The 16,486-nt window shown below is 61.4% G+C and carries 16 protein-coding genes and 1 pseudogene; 11 read left to right on the top strand and 6 right to left on the bottom strand.

The window, feature by feature from the left end; translation table 11 throughout:
• Positions 1–45 precede the first annotated feature (45 nt).
• On the top strand, positions 46–885 hold the full coding sequence (locus tag PGB28_RS18985; RefSeq protein ID WP_271423109.1) for a glycoside hydrolase family 26 protein: 840 nt from the start codon (positions 46–48) through the stop codon (positions 883–885).
• A gap of 823 nt (positions 886–1,708) precedes the next feature.
• The gene (locus tag PGB28_RS18980; protein WP_271423108.1) at positions 1,709–2,557 is read left to right on the top strand and encodes a glycosyl hydrolase; all 849 of its coding nucleotides are present in this window, start codon (positions 1,709–1,711) and stop codon (positions 2,555–2,557) included.
• 44 nt (positions 2,558–2,601) lie between these two features.
• On the opposite strand, the gene PGB28_RS18975 is transcribed toward PGB28_RS18980, so the two are convergent.
• The 5 genes from PGB28_RS18975 to PGB28_RS18955 form a co-directional block, all read right to left on the bottom strand.
• Positions 2,602–4,041 (bottom strand): tetratricopeptide repeat protein, encoded by a 1,440-nt coding sequence (locus PGB28_RS18975; RefSeq protein ID WP_271423107.1) that lies wholly within the window; start codon positions 4,039–4,041, stop codon positions 2,602–2,604.
• A gap of 122 nt (positions 4,042–4,163) precedes the next feature.
• Complete coding sequence (locus tag PGB28_RS18970) at positions 4,164–5,783, bottom strand: ArnT family glycosyltransferase (protein ID WP_271423106.1); 1,620 nt, start codon at positions 5,781–5,783, stop codon at positions 4,164–4,166.
• Between the two features lie 143 nt (positions 5,784–5,926).
• Complete coding sequence (locus PGB28_RS18965) at positions 5,927–6,211, bottom strand: lipid-A-disaccharide synthase N-terminal domain-containing protein (RefSeq protein ID WP_271423105.1); 285 nt, start codon at positions 6,209–6,211, stop codon at positions 5,927–5,929.
• 107 nt (positions 6,212–6,318) lie between these two features.
• On the bottom strand, positions 6,319–7,308 hold the full coding sequence (locus PGB28_RS18960; RefSeq protein ID WP_271423104.1) for a glycosyltransferase family 2 protein: 990 nt from the start codon (positions 7,306–7,308) through the stop codon (positions 6,319–6,321).
• A gap of 149 nt (positions 7,309–7,457) precedes the next feature.
• The gene (locus PGB28_RS18955) at positions 7,458–8,399 is read right to left on the bottom strand and encodes a LysR substrate-binding domain-containing protein (protein ID WP_271423103.1); all 942 of its coding nucleotides are present in this window, start codon (positions 8,397–8,399) and stop codon (positions 7,458–7,460) included.
• Positions 8,400–8,499: 100 nt separating this feature from the next.
• On the opposite strand from PGB28_RS18955, the gene pobA reads away from it, so the two are divergent.
• From pobA to PGB28_RS18910, 9 genes are all read left to right on the top strand, one after another.
• On the top strand, positions 8,500–9,669 hold the full coding sequence (pobA, locus tag PGB28_RS18950; protein ID WP_271423102.1) for a 4-hydroxybenzoate 3-monooxygenase: 1,170 nt from the start codon (positions 8,500–8,502) through the stop codon (positions 9,667–9,669).
• Between the two features lie 26 nt (positions 9,670–9,695).
• Positions 9,696–10,085 carry a 4-carboxymuconolactone decarboxylase gene (gene pcaC / locus PGB28_RS18945; RefSeq protein WP_271423101.1) on the top strand — a complete coding sequence of 130 codons (390 nt, stop codon included), beginning with the start codon at positions 9,696–9,698 and terminating at the stop codon, positions 10,083–10,085.
• Entirely contained in the window at positions 10,082–10,810 is a 729-nt protein-coding gene (pcaH, locus tag PGB28_RS18940; RefSeq protein ID WP_271423100.1) for a protocatechuate 3,4-dioxygenase subunit beta, read from the top strand. The genes pcaC and pcaH overlap by 4 nt, the downstream gene beginning before the upstream one ends.
• Positions 10,810–11,430: a protocatechuate 3,4-dioxygenase subunit alpha gene (gene pcaG, locus PGB28_RS18935; RefSeq protein ID WP_271423099.1), complete on the top strand. Its 621-nt coding sequence runs from the start codon at positions 10,810–10,812 to the stop codon at positions 11,428–11,430. Before pcaH ends, pcaG begins: the two co-directional genes overlap by 1 nt.
• Positions 11,431–11,468: 38 nt before the next feature.
• Entirely contained in the window at positions 11,469–12,512 is a 1,044-nt protein-coding gene (locus tag PGB28_RS18930; protein ID WP_271423098.1) for a 3-carboxy-cis,cis-muconate cycloisomerase, read from the top strand.
• A gap of 209 nt (positions 12,513–12,721) precedes the next feature.
• Complete coding sequence (locus PGB28_RS18925) at positions 12,722–13,429, top strand: ABC transporter permease (protein ID WP_408636283.1); 708 nt, start codon at positions 12,722–12,724, stop codon at positions 13,427–13,429.
• Positions 13,422–14,183 (top strand): ATP-binding cassette domain-containing protein, encoded by a 762-nt coding sequence (locus PGB28_RS18920; protein ID WP_271423097.1) that lies wholly within the window; start codon positions 13,422–13,424, stop codon positions 14,181–14,183. The genes PGB28_RS18925 and PGB28_RS18920 overlap by 8 nt, the downstream gene beginning before the upstream one ends.
• A gap of 25 nt (positions 14,184–14,208) precedes the next feature.
• On the top strand, positions 14,209–15,027 hold the full coding sequence (locus PGB28_RS18915) for a substrate-binding domain-containing protein (RefSeq protein ID WP_271423096.1): 819 nt from the start codon (positions 14,209–14,211) through the stop codon (positions 15,025–15,027).
• 65 nt (positions 15,028–15,092) lie between these two features.
• Entirely contained in the window at positions 15,093–15,992 is a 900-nt protein-coding gene (locus PGB28_RS18910; protein WP_271423095.1) for a helix-turn-helix transcriptional regulator, read from the top strand.
• Between the two features lie 353 nt (positions 15,993–16,345).
• Here PGB28_RS18910 and PGB28_RS18905 read toward each other — a convergent pair.
• Positions 16,346–16,486 (bottom strand): annotated as a pseudogene (locus PGB28_RS18905) (IS481 family transposase); the annotation flags it as partial.

Here is a 16,486-nt window from a genome sequence, read left to right as displayed (position 1 = left end):
TGCTCAAACAACTCCAAAGCGCTCGCCATCGGCTTGATCGGGAGCATGTTCACAATGTCTGCGGGATTTGCCGCGCCTCCCGGCGAATTGCCGTTTGGTGTCTATGACCCGAACGGGGCCTTTGCGAACGACACCGACGTGTCCATCGAGCATCTGTTCCTGCCGTGGGAAGACGTGCTGTTGCAGTCGCTCTACGACGCCGACGAATACGCCGCCGAGCGCAACCGCGCGGTTCTTGCCACGATCGAGCCTTGGACATGGACGCGCAATGAACGCAACACGCCCGAGATCCTGATCGCGGGCATTGCCGATGGCACCTACGACGAAAACATGACGACGATCTGTGCCATCTTCAACGATTTCAGAAGCCCGGTCACGGTTCGCTGGGCGCATGAGATGGAAGACGAATCCGGCCAGTTCATCTGGGCCGGATGGGAGCCGGAGACCTATATCGCGTCGTTCCGCCGGATGGTCGATGTTTGCCGCGAGGTCGCGCCGGATGTGGAATTCATGTGGTCGCCGCTGGGATTGGAGGGGTTCGAGCCGTATTTCCCGGGCGAGGACTATGTGGATGTTGTCGGCCTGTCGGTCTTTGGCCTTCAGCCCTGGGAACAGGAAATCCTGGGCGGGGAGCGGTCGTTCCGCGAAATCCTGCAGCCGCGCTATGACCGCGCCCTGGCATTCGGCTTGCCGATCGTGGTGGCCGAGCTCGGGTTTGTCGGCGATCAGGCGTATTTCGACAAGTGGTTCAACGATGTGCGCCAGGACATCGAGGGGCTGACCGAACTGGTTGCGGTGATCTACTTCAACCAGACCGAAGTGTACCCCTGGCCCGACGGGTACGGGCTTCCGGATTGGCGGTTTGACCACAATATTCTGGAATAGACGACAAGATTTTGGAATTGACGACAAGATTTTGGAATTGACGACCGGCATGCGCGCCAGTCGGCAAAAATCTGCCAGCCGGTCACGGCAGGAACACAGGCGGCCCCGGGGCCGCCTGAAATGATTTTGTTTCAGATATTTATTGTTGCATGCCGGTCTGGAGTGGCCGTCGGTTCCGGACCGTGAACACCCGCTTTGCCCCAATGTTGTCTACATTTTGCCCACACTTCCTCACGAATGGGTGTGATGAAGCTTTGAGATGCGTTAATTCCCGCTTAACGTCTGCCCCATAAAAGATGTCCTCATCACATCACTAGATGGGTGCGGCACGGCGAAGAGGAGAGATACAGGCATGAAACGGATTGCGACATCCGCGCGTGTTCGCGCGGCCAAATTTGCAATGTTTGCGGCGGTTGTGGCTATGGGCAGCACATCTGCAATTGCGCATGAGACGGCGGCAATCGGCACCCAGCCCCAGGCAGTTTCTGATATTGGCACTGTGCGTGTTTCGCTGAACCTTCTGAGCGAACCACGCTCCGGGTCAAAGACAGTGCGCACCCGGTCGATGGGCAATGGCAGCTATCTGTGTTCGCTTGCCGGGTTCGGCCAACGGTCGCGGTGCCGCCGGAACTGATCCCGGCGTGACAGCCCCGGAACAGCCCGGGGATGGATCAGCTTATTTTGTAAAATTTTTCAACGCTTTGCTGCAGCGCCCCTGGTTGTCGTGACCATGACGCTTTGCCACGGCACATGCCTCAAAGGCGCCGCTTTTACGCCCCGTGAATGCGCGATTTCTTTGCGAAAATCGCCCCAAGGAGGCAGGATGGCCGTGATCCAACGATTTCTTATCTTACTTGGCTTTGTGCTGATGACGCAAACTGTCGCTGCCCAGCAGGCCGGTGTCGGCGCTTGGGAAAACAAGAGCTATACAACCCTGAAGTGGATTGAAAGCCAGCAGGGGCTCAAATGGTATTACAACTGGCGCACTGACCAGATTCATGCCCGTGGCGGTCCGCGCCGGCGCGTGGAATTCGTGCCGATGATCCACAACGCCAGCAACGTGAACGACCCCATTCGGTCGGATCGCCCGGTGCGCGCGCTTCTTGGCTTCAACGAACCGGACGGGCATGGCGGAGACCATCAAGCCGGGATGAGCGTTGCAGAAGCCATCGCACTCTGGCCGAAACTGGAGGCGCACGGTCTGCGGTTGGGCAGTCCGGCGACGACGCAATTCGGCACATTGGGGCGCAACTCTTGGTTGGGGCGCTTCATGGCCGAAGCAGAGCGGCGCAATCTCCGCGTTGATTTCATGGCTGTGCATTATTACTCGCCCGATGGCGACGTGATAGCGTTTCGCGACTGGCTGATCGACGTTTACAAGGCCTATGACCGCCCGATCTGGGTCACGGAATTCGCGATGATCGACTGGAATAGGCCAGGGCGGGCAACCTATGACGCCAATGCGAAATTCGCCTATGAGGCCATCCGGATGATGGAAACCCTGCCGTTTGTCGAAAGGCACGCGTGGTTTGCCGCTAACCCGTACCCGTGGAAGGGCACACCACCGAAGATCAACCTTGTCGACCACAATATGGAGCGCACGCCTTTGGGTGTCGCCTTTGACGAGGTTCTTTCAGGCCGCGCGCCGGAACAGGTCGCGAGCGCTGACTGATCCGCTCTGAACCTTCGCGGTGCCGGTCCGCGAGCGCCAGGGGTTTAGCGGGTCAGCAATGCGCCGACCACTCCGGGACGCAGCACGTTGTCATTGCAATATGGGTCCAACTCCATGTCCCGGCATTTGCGCGCGGCCGCCAGCAATGTCTTGCGCGTGGCATACCCGTTGATCGACCCGCCATAGCGACCCTCGGATGCGAGCTGCGCCTGAAGGATATAGAAGGCGATATTCAGGTTGGCCTCGGCAATCTGCGTTCCGAACCAGGTCGAGTGCAACTCGGGTCGCGCATTGAAGGCGTCTGCCACCGGTGCATAATCCTGAACCTGCCGGGCCAATGCCGCGTCGATCGACAGGGCATATTGATCGCGTCTGGTTTCACTGAACAGCGCGCCGAATTCGGCCAGCGCCTCGCGCGCCTGAACAGGTCGGCGGCGCACGTTCAGCCCGTTGCCATCGCGCATAAGCTCGATCAGATATCCGGCAGCCCGGGCATTTCCAGCCTCTGCGGCGCGTCTGAGGCCGTCCAGCGTCTCGGGGCCGCTCGCGCGCATGTTGATGCCCCACATTCTGCGTTCGGCTTCCAGCACGGCGATCTTGTCCGCGCCTGCTTCGCGCGCCCTGTCCGCATAGCCCTGATATTTTGCGCGCGACGTGCGGCCGCCGCCGAGATAGCCATACATCGCCCCATGGGCGAGGCTGACCCAGGCTTCATGCGCCTGCATTTCGCCCGCGCGGTTCAGGATGGCTTCGGCCAGCCTCGGGTTGCGTTCCGACCACATCAGCGCATCACCATAGGCCGCAAGCCCGTGGCCGTTTCCGGCCTCTGCCGCCGTTTCGAACAAGGCCAGCGCCTTGTCCTGATCTTCGCGCACGCCGATTCCGTACAGGTATAGCTTGCCCAAGGCGACATGGGCGTCGATGTCGCCAGAGGCGATGGCGCTTTCCAATAATGCCGTGCCCCGGTCGACGTCGCGCGCCAACAGGTCTCCGCTGACAAGCTGTTCGCCCAGCACCCGCATGGCGGCCGCGTCCTCTTTTGCGCTTGCCTGTTCAAGATAATCCGCGGCGCGCGCCGGATCGCTCGGGACGGTCAGGCCGAAAAGATAGGCCTTGCCAAGCTCGGTCAAAGCGGGGGCATGCCCGGCTTCGGCGGATGCATTCAAAAGCTGCAGGCCCCGGGGCTTGTCCTGCGCCAGAACCCAGCCGTTCAGCAAATGTCGCCCGAGAAGATATTGCGCATGGACATCGCCGGATGCTGCAGCGTCTTCAAGCGTGGCGCGTGCATCGGCGATGACCTCTGGTGTGGGCGTGTCCCACAGCATTGCATCGGCCTGCCGGATATCGGGCGCGGAGGACGTCTGCGCCTCGGCGACCCCTGTGGCGAGTGCACCGAGCAGGGCGAGCATGGCAACATTCAGGCGCAGCCGCGACAGATGAGGGGTAAGGGTGCGGGTCTGAAAATTTGGAAAAACAAAATACATGGCGACTCTCCTCTCGGGCTTGCGCCGCGGCGCTGAAAGAACAGTTTGGGCTAATTCACTGATTTTAGCACATTCTGTCCCGTAAGTCGTTGACTTTGATCAAGGGGTTCCCGGCATTGTGATCAGTGGTCACTCTGGGGTGCCAATCGGTAGATGACATATTCGCGGGTGGCTTCTATCCGCGTTTCGGTCTCATTGAGCCAGTCGATGAACCCGGCGTGGTGGTCGACGAAATACCGGCCCAGATCATCCTCTGCATTGGTGGCGTATCCAAACCATCCGGCACCTTGTGCGCGCAGATCCTCAAGCTGGGCCATGGCCGTCTGATCGTCTTCGGCAAACACGGACCACACCGTTTGCCCCCCGCCGGGCGGAAAAACCCATCCGCGATTGCGGCTGTAATAGATGGCGACAGGGTCCCCCAGATCCGGGCTGATCGCGATTACAAGATCATCGGGTTCGGTCAGTCTGTTCAATGCAGCCCCCAGCAAGCGCGCGTTTTCGGAATGCGGGGCCTTCATCGAGCTCAGCAGCGGCATCGTGGCGTTCACGCCCAGCACGACAATCGCCAGCACCCCACGCAGCGCCCCCATCGGTGAAAGCACCCGCGCGCCGCCCAATTCCATGAGAAAGACGAGGCCGCGCCCACCGAACAGGGCGACCGGGATGCTGAAGATGTGCAAGTTCCACGGATTGTTGGAAATCTCGCGGGCGGCGAGCAGATACACGATCACACAGCCGACCGACCACACCAGCGGAAGGTGGGGCAGGTCGGGGTTTTCGTCTTTGCGAATATTGCCCGGATAGGCCCAGAGCCCGACAAGCAGCAGCGCGAGGAACGGCATGCCGTAAAACCACCAGACGGCGATATTGGCAAAATCCTCGAACCAGAAGCCATGATCAAGAAAATGCGTCAGGCCGTTGTCCCAGATATAGCCGCTGCCTGCCACGTGATAGGGCGGGGTGGTATTGCCCAGATACACGGCCCAGGCGTAATAGGCGATGATCACCAGAAGCGACACCAGCATCACCGTCAGGGACGCCGCCGCGCGCCGTATCTCGCCGCGCAGGAGCAAAAGAACGGTCAGCCATGCCGGGACAAGCCCAATCGCAATGCCCGGCAATTTGCACAAGGCACCCAGCGTGAAACAGAGTGCCGATGCCGCGAGCACAAGAGCCGATCCCCCAAGATAGTACCGGACGAACAGCCAAATGCCCGCCGTTATCAGCGCAAGCATGACCGGGTCCGGCAGGTAGGAACTGTCGATCATGATTGCGGCGGGCAAAAGCGCATAGACCAGCGCCACGACATGCGCGTGGGTTTCGTTCCAGATCAGAGCCGTCAGCCGATGCAGCGACAGGACCGTGAGCAGGCTGAACGCGACGGCGACGAGACGCCCGCTCCAATCCTGCCAGCCAAACAGCGCATTATATAGCGCCGCCAGGAGCGTCATGAGCTGGAATTCGCGGCCCTGATAACTGGGGCCGGGGCCGGTCCAGCTCACTTCGGGGTAAAAGATGTTCCAGCCGTGCAGCGGGATATTCTCGGCAATCATCGCGGTGCTGGCCTCGCGCCAGCTGAACGCGTCGACGATGGGCTGGAATGCATATTGGAGCCGGAGCAGCCCAGCCAGCAAAAGCACAAGGCCGAGCAGGACAAGGTCCAGCCGCCGCGCGCGATCCAGTCCCAAAACCGCCGGAAACCGCTTGGTTATCTGGTCTGATCCACGCTCAGGTGTCATGCATTAAGCCCCGCCCTGCTATTCGCGACATAGACAAAACCGCGACTCGTCTGCGCCGGGCGCGTCTGGGGCCATTGTAAGGGGGTGCTGGATTTTTTCCATAAATATCAGCCCTCTGCCACAAAAACACGTCCGGTTGTGGCCTATTCCGTGTCGCGCCGGAGCAGGTAGACATTGTACAGCATCAGCACGAGCGTCGCCGACATCAGCAAGGTCAGGGACAATGATCCGGCCCGGATGCCTTCGAGCGCCAGTAGCAGCGATGCCACCACCCGCATGAGGAAAAACCGCTCTGTCACGACCGAAGTGCCGGCGAGCCGCGATTCCCATGACTGCAGCAGCCATGATCCGAAAAACACCGCGCCGCCCAGAACGCCCAGAAACTCTTCTGAGAGTTTGACCAACAGCGTATTCAGCAAGTCTGCCACTTTGAGCCTCCGGAGTGGGACAGGATTTTGTGCAAGGCCAGCGCATTCATGAGGCCGGCCAACCGAGGGTCGCAATGGCCTGGGACCGCCACGAAGCGAGGGCCGGGCTAGGGGGTCGGCATGTCGTCATCGTCCAGCCCCGCGATTTCGTCGATCACGTATTTCTTGTCTTCACTCATCGACCGCGACTGGATCAATTCGGCAAGCAGCCCGGTTCCGAGGATCTGTACGCCGACGATGACCGACAGCAATCCGATCAGCATCAGCGGGCGATCCCCGATCGGTCGGTAGTGCAACAGCCACAGGACCGAGAGATAGCTCAGCGCCAGCAATCCGAACAGGAGGATCGGGATGCCGATGAGAGCAAAGAAATGCAGCGGGCGCACATGGTAATGCGCCACCAGCTTGACCGTGACGATGTCCAGAATGCCTTTGATAAAGCGGGAGCCTCCGTATTTCGACTGGCCGAATTTCCGGGGGTTATGCTTCACCGCGATCTCGGTGATCCTGTAGCCCCGCTCATTGAGGATCGCGGGCGTGAAACGATGCAACTCACCATAAAGGTTCAGGGATTTCACCGCGCGGCGGGTATAGGCCTTGAAACCGCAATTGATGTCGTGAAGCTTGATGCCAAAGTTCCATGACGTCATGAAGTTGAACACTTTGGACGGCAGCGTCTTGCTAATCGGGTCATTGCGTTTCTGCTTCCAGCCGCTCACCACATCGAAGCCTGCGTCGATCTGTTCGAGGAACCGGGGGATCTCGCTTGGGTCGTCCTGAAAATCCGCATCCATCGTGATCACGATATCCCCGCGCGAATGCGTGAACCCTGCGGACAGGGCCGAGGCCTTGCCGAAATTGCGGGTAAAGCTGATCATGCGCAGCTCGGGCCAGCGCCTGGCCAGGTCTGCCGCGATCTTCGCTCCCGCATCCGTGCTGCCGTCATTTACCAGAAAGATGTCAAAACGCCTTTCGGTCTTTGCCATCACGTTGCGGATCTCTGTGACCAGCGGTTCGAGGGTTTCGGCCTCGTTCAGAAATGGCAGCACAATCGAAACGGAGCGCCCGGGTCGGTTCGTCGCATTTTCGGCTGCCATGCGGGTTTTCCCCATTCAGTCCCAAGCGGAACCGCTCCGTGACCACATGGGAGGATGCGCCCGATGATCACTTAAATATTCGGCAATTCCTATGTTTACCATACGCGCTCATGGTGATTTATCAACCAATCATCGTGCCGCAGCGCCTCTCAGCGGCGGGTGCCAGATGCGTAGGCGGGGCGCAGTTCGGCGGCGGCATGGCGCAGGCGGCTTGCGAACACGCTGCGTTCGACGCTGATCGGTGCGGAGCGCGCAATGCTGATCCCGACGGGCCCCGACAGGAGCGGTGAAGCCAGCGGCACCACGACAAGACTGCCCGCTGCCAGTTCATCCGCGACAACGCCGCGTGAAATGAACCAAAGCGCGTCCGAGCTTCCGACGATCTTGCGCCCGACCGGCAAAGCCACGGTTTCAAGTGCCGCGCGCATCTCGGGCAAGCCGATGCTGGCCAGATATCGTTCGACGGTCGGAGCGATGACCGCGCCCGGGGGCGGCAGGATCAGATCGCTGTCGGATATGTGGTCTTCGGGGACACGCGCACTGAGGATTGCGTGACCGGGCCGACAGACCAGAACCACATCCTCGATATAGAGTTGCTGAAACATGATCCCGGTGGCCTTTTCCCGTTCCGGCATGCGCCCGACCACGAGATCAACACGCCCCGCGCGCAGCTCGTCGAACAAAAGCCAGTTCGGACCTGTCAGGATATGCAGGCGCGCGCTGGGAATTTCCTTGCGAAAGGCAAGCGCGGCGCTTGGGACAAGCTCGGATGCCGCTGTGGGCAGAACTCCGACCGACAGACGCGATGTAAGATCCCCGTCTTTCGTCAACCGGTCGCGGGCCTGCATCAATTCCACCATGGATGCGCTGGCATGTGCCTGAAACACGCGTCCTGCCTCATTCAGGCGCAGACCGCGACCGACACGGTCAAACAACGGCGTCGCCAGCATCTCTTCGAGCTCTTTCAGGCTGCGGGATACAGCCGGTTGCGAGATGTTCAACCGCGCCGCTGCGGTGGACACGCTTTCCGCCCGCGCGATTTCAAGAAAGGTGCGGACGTGGCGTAGCCTGAGATGTGCGTCAAAATCCATAACCTTTAGATTATGAGATGGGTCGCAAATATCAATATTCATGCGATGTGTGGCAGGTTACGCTGGACTGGATCGTGGCAAAAGCGGCAAGGTCGGTGGAATGAAAACATCTGTAGCCATCATTGGCGGTGGCCCGTCGGGGTTGTTGCTGTCGCAGCTGCTGCACCGCAGGGGCATCCCATCCGTGGTTCTTGAGCGGAAGAGCAAAGACTATGTTCTGTCCCGGATCCGGGCCGGGGTGCTGGAGCGGGGGCTGGTGGACCTGCTGGACGAGGCGGGATGCGCGGACCGGTTGCATGCCGAAGGCTATGTCCATCACGGCACCCTGATCTCCTACGGCGACGAGATGTTTCGCGTCGATTTCACCGAACATACGGGCACGCCGGTCATCGTCTATGGCCAGACCGAGGTGACCCGTGATCTCTATGCGGCACGTGAGGCGGCCGGGGGCCAGATCGAATACGAGGTCGAGGGCGTGGTGATCCATGATGCGGATGGGACCGCGCCTTATGTGACCTATTCGGTGCATGGGGAGGAGCGGCGGATCGATTGTGATTTCGTCGCCGGGTGCGATGGGTTTCACGGTGTCAGCCGCCAGACCATCCCGCTCTCGGTCCGGCGTGAATATGAAAAGGTCTATCCCTTCGGCTGGCTTGGCATCCTGAGCGAGACCCCGCCGGTCTGCGACGAGTTGATCTATGCCAATTCCGAACGCGGCTTTGCCCTGTGCTCCATGCGCAACGAGAACCTGAGCCGCTACTACATCCAATGTTCGCTCAGCGACAAACCCGAGGACTGGACCGATGCGGCGTTCTGGCAGGAGCTCAAACGGCGCATTCCTGCCGAACAGGCCGAAAAACTGGTCACCGGCCCGTCAATCGAGAAATCCATCGCGCCCCTGCGCTCTTTCGTGACCGAACCGATGCGTTGGGGGCGGTTGTTCCTGTGCGGGGATGCGGCCCATATCGTGCCGCCCACCGGGGCCAAGGGGTTGAACACGGCGGCCTCGGACGTGCACTACCTTTACCATGCACTCGGGGAGTTTTACGAAACCGGATCGCACGCGGGGATCGACAGCTATTCCGCCAGGGCGCTGGCCCGCGTCTGGAAGGCCGAGCGGTTCAGCTGGTGGTTCTCGTCACTGATGCACCGCTATCCGGACCAGAGCGCCTTCGATCTCAAGATGCAGATCGCCGATCTGGAGTTCCTGCGCTCCAATGTGGCGGCGCAGAAAGCCATGGCGGAAAACTATGTGGGCCTTCCTTATTGAACGGCCACGGGGAGTAATGGACAGCAATGACAGATACAGTGTCAAAATTCGAACAAGGCATGCGCGTCCGGCGCGCGGTTCTTGGGGATGCCCATGTGGATCGGGCAGAGGCGGCCAAGACGGACTTCGACGCGCCGTTTCAGGACTTGATCACCGAAGGGGCGTGGGGCACGGTCTGGGCGGATGACAGTATCACGACCCGCGAACGCTCGATGCTGACGCTGGCGCTTCTGGCGGCAACCGGGAATTTCGACGAAATCCCGATGCATATCCGGGCCACGGCCAATACCGGCGCGTCTAGGACGGACGTTATCCAGGCCTTTCAGCACGTGGCGGTCTATGCCGGTGTGCCCAAGGCGAACCATGCGATCAAACTCGCCAAGGCGACCTATGCCGAGATGGAGGAGGACAGATGAGCCGACCTGCCGATTACTATATGCGCAACCGGGCCATCCATCCCCCGGCCTTCACACCGGATTACAAGACATCAGTGGCGCGCAGCCCGCGCTATGCGCTGATCTCGCTTGAGAACACGGTGAGCGAGATCACCGGACCGCGCTTTGGCCATAATGACATCGACCCGGGCGACAATGACCTGTTGACCAATTACGTGCAGGCGGGGGAAAGCCCGATTGGCGAACGGATCATCCTGCACGGGCGTGTTCTGGATGAAAACGCGCGGCCCGTTCCCGAGACGCTGGTCGAGATATGGCAGGCCAATGCGGGCGGGCGCTACCGGCACAAGAAGGATACCTATCTTGCGCCCATTGATCCGAACTTTGGCGGTTGTGGCCGGACGCTGACCGATGAAAACGGCTATTACTGTTTCCGTACCGTGAAACCCGGCGCTTATCCGTGGCGCAACATGGTGAATAACTGGCGTCCGGCGCATATTCACCTGTCGGTTTTCGGATCGGGCTTCGTGCAGCGGCTCATCACGCAATGCTATTTCGAGGGCGATCCGCTGATCCCGATCTGCCCCATCGTGCAGACGATCCCCGACCCGGACGCCATTGAGCAGCTGACCGCCACGCTTGACCTGAACGCGACCATTCCGCTCGACAGCATCGCTTACAAGTTCGACATCGTGCTGCGCGGACGCCGCTCGACCCTGTTCGAAAATCGGCCGGAGGGGAACTGATGGCTCAGAAGCTTGCATATCTCAAAGAGACGGCATCGCAGACCGCAGGTCCTTATGTCCATATCGGCCTCGCGCCGGGGGCCGCGGGGTTTGACATCTATGAACAGGAACTCGGCCATGACATCGCGGGCCCCAATGCCAAAGGCGAACGCATCCGCATCGCGGGCCGCGTTATCGACGGCATGGGCGCGCCGATCAAAGATGTGCTCATCGAGGTCTGGCAGGCCAATACCGACGGCCATTATGCCCACCCCGAAGGCGGCGGTCCCGTCGAGGATGCCTTTCGCGGCTGGGGGCGTGTGATCTCGGATTTCGAAACCGGTGAATGGAGCTTCGAGACCGTCAAACCAGGCAAGACGCAGGGCCGGAACACGGCCATGCAGGCGCCGCATCTGAACCTCTGGATCGTCGCGCGCGGCATCAATGTCGGGCTGAACACGCGGCTCTATTTCAGCGATGAGCCCGAGGCCAATGCCGCCGATCCCGTGCTGAACCTGATCGAATGGGAACACCGCCGCGCAACGCTGATCGCCACGCGGTCCGAGGAGGGCGGCGCGCCGCTCTACCGTTTCGACATCCGGCTTCAGGGCGAGGATGAGACCGTGTTTTTCGATGTCTGAGCTGCGGACCTTCTGCGCGACCGGACCGGGGCAATTGCATGATCTTTGACCATCCCTGGCTTGGCCCTCTGTTCGGTGATCCTGCGACAGTCGATCTTTGGTCCGCTGACGCGCAGCTTTGCCATTACCGCGCTTTTGAGGCGGCGCTGGCCAATGCGCTGGCGGCGTGCGGGCATGTGCCCGCGCATCAGGGGCGCGATGCGGCAGAGGTTGTCGAGCGCGCCGAAATCGACATTGCATCGCTCGCAGAGGCCAGTTTGCGCGACGGTCTGCCCATTCCCGATTTCGTGTGGCAACTCCGGTCCCAGGCAGGTGCGGATGCCGCGGCTATCCATACCGGTGCCACATCGCAAGACGTGCTTGATACGGCGTTGGCGCTGACCCTGAGACAGGTCACGGACATGCTGATGGACCGGTTGCAGGCGCTCGATGCGCGCCTTGCCCGGCTGGCGTCGGAAATGGGCGATGCCCCGTTGATGGGTCGGACGCGTATGCAGGCGGCCCTGCCGATCACCGTGGCGGACCGGGTCCGGAGCTGGCGGCAGCCGCTCAGGGATCACATGTCGGGGCTGGACGCTTCGCGTCCGCGCGTCGAGCGTCTGCAACTGGGCGGCCCGGTGGGCACGCGCCACGGGTTTGGTGGCGACGGCGAGCGGATCGCGGCCCATATGGCGGATGCGCTTGGGCTCTCCGCAGGGCCGGTCTGGCACACGGATCGCAGCGCGGTGGCGGAATATGCCAGCCGTCTGTCGCTCATCACCGGGTCGCTCGGGAAAATCGGTCAGGATGTGGCCCTTATGGCCCAGCAGGGGCTTGACGAAATCACGCTCACCGGGGGCGGCGGGTCCTCGGCGATGCCGCACAAATCGAACCCGGTGCTTGCCGAGCTGCTTGTGACGCTGGCGCGGTTCAATGCCACCCAGCTGGCCGGTCTCCATCACGCGCTGATCCATGAACAGGAGCGGTCCGGTGCGGCCTGGATGCTGGAATGGATGATCCTGCCCCAGATGTCCGTTGCCACGGCGCGGGCGCTCGGCGCGGCGCAAGACCTGTGTTCCCGGATCGAAAGACTTGGGTCATAGCGGCCAAAAGCGCGCTGCACGCCATGCCTGAGCCGCGAGAAACCGGCCCATTCGACGGGACGCGGCGCTGGCGCTACGCGTGGTTCCGTAAATTATGCAGTCCGTTTCTCGCAAAAATTCCCTGAATAGCACGAAAGTCGGCCTTGAGTTTCCATAGTGCAGGCTGCAAAGTCATTGCGGTAGCGGAAATTATGCAGCTGGGGGAGAATTTGCATAGTATCGGGGAAGCCTTTGGTCTGGCTCTTGCGCTCGTTCTGGCGGGCGATGCGGATTTGATCGAGATTGTGCTCCTGTCGCTGCGCGTGAGCCTGACGGCGACGGTGGTGGCCTGTCTGATCGGATTGCCCATCGGCGCGCTGGTGGCGATTGGCCGCTTCCCCGGACGAAACGTCGTTCTGATCGTGATGAACGCGCTTATGGGTCTGCCGCCCGTCGTGGTTGGCCTGCTGGTCTATCTGCACCTGTCGCGCTCCGGGCCGCTGGGCTTTCTCGGCCTGCTTTACACGCCCACCGCGATGATCATCGCCCAGACCATCCTGATCGCGCCCATCGTCGCGGCGCTGTCGCGGCAGGTGATCGAAGACCTTCACGCCGAATATGCCGAACAGTTCCGCTCGCTCTGCCTGACCCGTCTGCAAACCATTCAGGCGCTGCTCTGGGATGCGCGCTATTCGCTGCTGACCGTGGGGCTGGCGGGGTTTGGCCGCGCCGTGGCCGAGGTGGGCGCGGTGATCATCGTGGGCGGCAATATCGACCATCTGACCCGCGTCATGACCACGGCCATCGCGCTGGAAACCTCCAAGGGCGATCTGGCACTGGCGCTGGGGCTGGGGATTGTGCTGCTCGTTATCGCGCTTGGGGTCAACGCGGCGGTGCAATCGGTACGCATGACAGCTGCGAGGCAAGCCTATGTATGACGCAACGACCCTGACCGACGCCGCCATCGCACGTCACACCGTATCCCGGGCCCCGGCGATCCTGCCGCTGAGCCTGTGCGATCTGACGTTGCGCTTTGGCGACGCGACGGTGCTAGACGGGGTGTCGCTTGATCTTGGCCCGACCGGCTGCACCATGATCATGGGGCCGAACGGCGCGGGCAAAAGCCTGCTGCTCAAGCTTTTGCACGGACTGATCCGGCCCAGTGCCGGGCGCATCGACTGGGGCGGCCACACGGCAGAGCAGGCCATCGCGCGGCAGGCTCTGGTGTTTCAGAAACCTGTCCTGCTGCGCCGCTCGGTTGCAGCCAATATCGACTTTGTGCTCAAGGCGCGCGGCAAGAGCGCCGCGCGGCGACAAGAGCTGCTCGACCATGTCGGGCTTTCCCACAAAGCGGCGCAACCCGCGCGGCTCCTGTCGGGCGGCGAGGCGCAGCGTCTCGCGCTTGCAAGGGCGCTGGCGACGGACCCGGAGGTGCTGTTCCTGGATGAGCCGACCGCCAGCCTAGATCCGGCCTCAAGCCTCGCCATCGAAGGCATCGTGAACGAGGCGCGGGTACGCGGCGTGCGGATCATCTTCGTGACCCATGACATGGGGCAGGCGCGTCGCATGGCCGATGACGTCGTGTTCCTGCATCGCGGACGCGTGGCCGAGCACAGCACAGCGGCAGAGTTTTTCGACGCGCCACGCTCGGCGGCAGCGCAGGATTACCTGAACGGAAGACTTGTCGTTTGACACAAGCGAAGAGGGAGAGGCCGCAATGCTTGCAAGGAAATTGACGGCGACGGCGGTCGCGCTGGTGATCGGAAGCGCCCTCTGGGCGCAGGACCAGTCGATCATTGTCCAGTCGACCACCTCCACGGCCAATTCCGGCCTCTACGATTACCTGTTGCCGATTTTTCAGGGCAAGACCGGCATTCAGGTCAATGTTGTGGCCGTGGGCACCGGGCAGGCGATCAAGAATGCCGAGAATTGTGACGGTGACGTGCTGCTGGTGCATGCGAAACCATCCGAAGAGAAATTCGTGGCCGCGGGCTTCGGCACGGCGCGGACCGACCTGATGTACAATGATTTTGTGATTGTCGGTCCCGCTGCGGATCCGGCGGGAGTCGCGGGCATGAATGACGTGCAGGGCGCGATGAGCAAGATCGCCGGTGAGGGCGCGCTCTTTGCATCGCGCGGCGACGATTCGGGGACGCATAAAAAGGAAATGGCGCTGTGGGCCGATAGTGGCGTCGATCCGACGGCGGCCAGCGGCGACTGGTATCGCGAGACCGGCTCGGGCATGGGCGCGACGCTCAACGCAGGGATCGGCATGGGTGCCTATGTCATGACCGACCGCGCGACCTGGATCAGCTTTGGCAACAAGCAGGACTATCAGATCGCCGTCGAGGGCGACGAGGACATGTTCAACCAATATGGCGTGATCCCGGTGAACCCCGCGAGATGCCCGTCGGTCAACGTGGACGCGGCGCAAACATTTGCGGATTGGCTTGTGTCGGACGAAGGGCAGGGTGCCATTGCGGCCTACAAGGTTGCCGATCAACAGCTCTTCTTCCCTAACGCGCCGGATAGCTGATAGGGTATGCGGGGCGGCGGATGGGCTGCCGCCCCGAAACCTGCCCGAGATGCCCCCGAGACGCCATGGAAGATATCGCCTTTCCCGATCACGAATACCTGACCGTCAAGGAACTGGCCGAGCTTTTGCGGCTGAAGGAGCGCAAGATCTATGATTTGGCCTCATCCGGCGCGGTCCCCTGTTCGCGCGCAACGGGAAAACTCCTGTTCCCAGCTGCCGAGATCCGCGCCTGGATCGAACAGGCCAAGACCGGCAGTGCAACGGGCCCATCTGTGCGGCCTGTGGTGCGCCCGCAGATCGTTCTTGGCAGCCATGACCCTTTGCTGGACTGGGCCATCCGGCAATCGCGCTGCGGTCTGGCGACTTATTACGACGGCTCTCTTGACGGGTTGGACCGTTTCGTCGGGGGCGAAGGCATCGCCGCGGGGATGCATATCCATGACGCGGCGTCGGGGACATGGAATGCCCCGGTGGTGGCAACCTCTGCCGCAGATCAGAACGCCGTCCTGATCTCTTTTGCCAAGCGGCAGCGCGGATTGGTGTTCCGCGCAGGGGACCACATCCTGTCCGGTCTGTCCGATCTGGCAGGGCGACGGATCGTGCCCCGGCAGCCGGAATCCGGCACCGACACATTGTTTCGCGAACTGGTCGGGAAACAGGGTCTGGACCTGTCGCAATTGACCTTTACCGATGTGGCCCGGACCGAGGACGAGGCGGTCGAAGCCGTGCGGCGCGGGGACGCCGACGCGGCCTTTGGATTGGCGGCGGTCGCGCGCAGCTATGGGCTGGAGTTTCTGCCGATCATCGAAGAAGAATTCGCGCTCCTCGTCGATCGCCGGGATTGGTTCGAAGCGCCTTTGCAGGCGCTCATGACGTTTTGCCGGACCCGTCAATTCGCCGAGCGCGCGGACGCCTATGGCGGGTATGACGTCACAGCGCTTGGCACGGTTGTCTGGAACGCGTGAGCCACGGCACCGGCCTTTGCGTTACGGCTGTTTTCCTCCCTCGCAGAATTCGGCTATAGGTCCGTCGTAGAGAGCGCCAAGGGTTCTGCGGCGGGAGAGACGCGCTGGCGTGTTGGCGGCGCCGCAGGGGGATGGAGGCCGATTTCCAGTGTGGCTCTTGCGCGCATTGAAGCGTAGAGGGGCAAATTCCAGCGTTGCGAGCCCGGAGCCAAGAGTTTGATGATACCAATGAAGCGCTTAGACCAGAACGCGAGACTGTCAGTCGCCCCAATGATGGATTGGATGGTTTGACACTTAAGTTCAATAAGTTAATGGGCACTGTGTGCACTATTTGTGCAATCTGAAATCGGCTTCTAGGTGTTCAGTCCCGGCATATGGTGGATCGGATTTAGGATGAAACGATCTGGCTCTGAAGTCCAGATCTTGCAGATGTATTCGTAAGGCGTCAGCCCGCTGAGGGTCTTGAGCCTGCGGGCGAAGTTGTAGGCTGCCAT

Origin of the sequence: Primorskyibacter aestuariivivens, assembly GCF_028023675.1 — a bacterium.
Taxonomy (GTDB): Bacteria; Pseudomonadota; Alphaproteobacteria; order Rhodobacterales; family Rhodobacteraceae; genus Marinovum; species Marinovum aestuariivivens.
The sequence above is the reverse complement of the archived record's forward strand: the minus strand, read 5'-3'. Positions and strand labels throughout refer to the sequence as shown.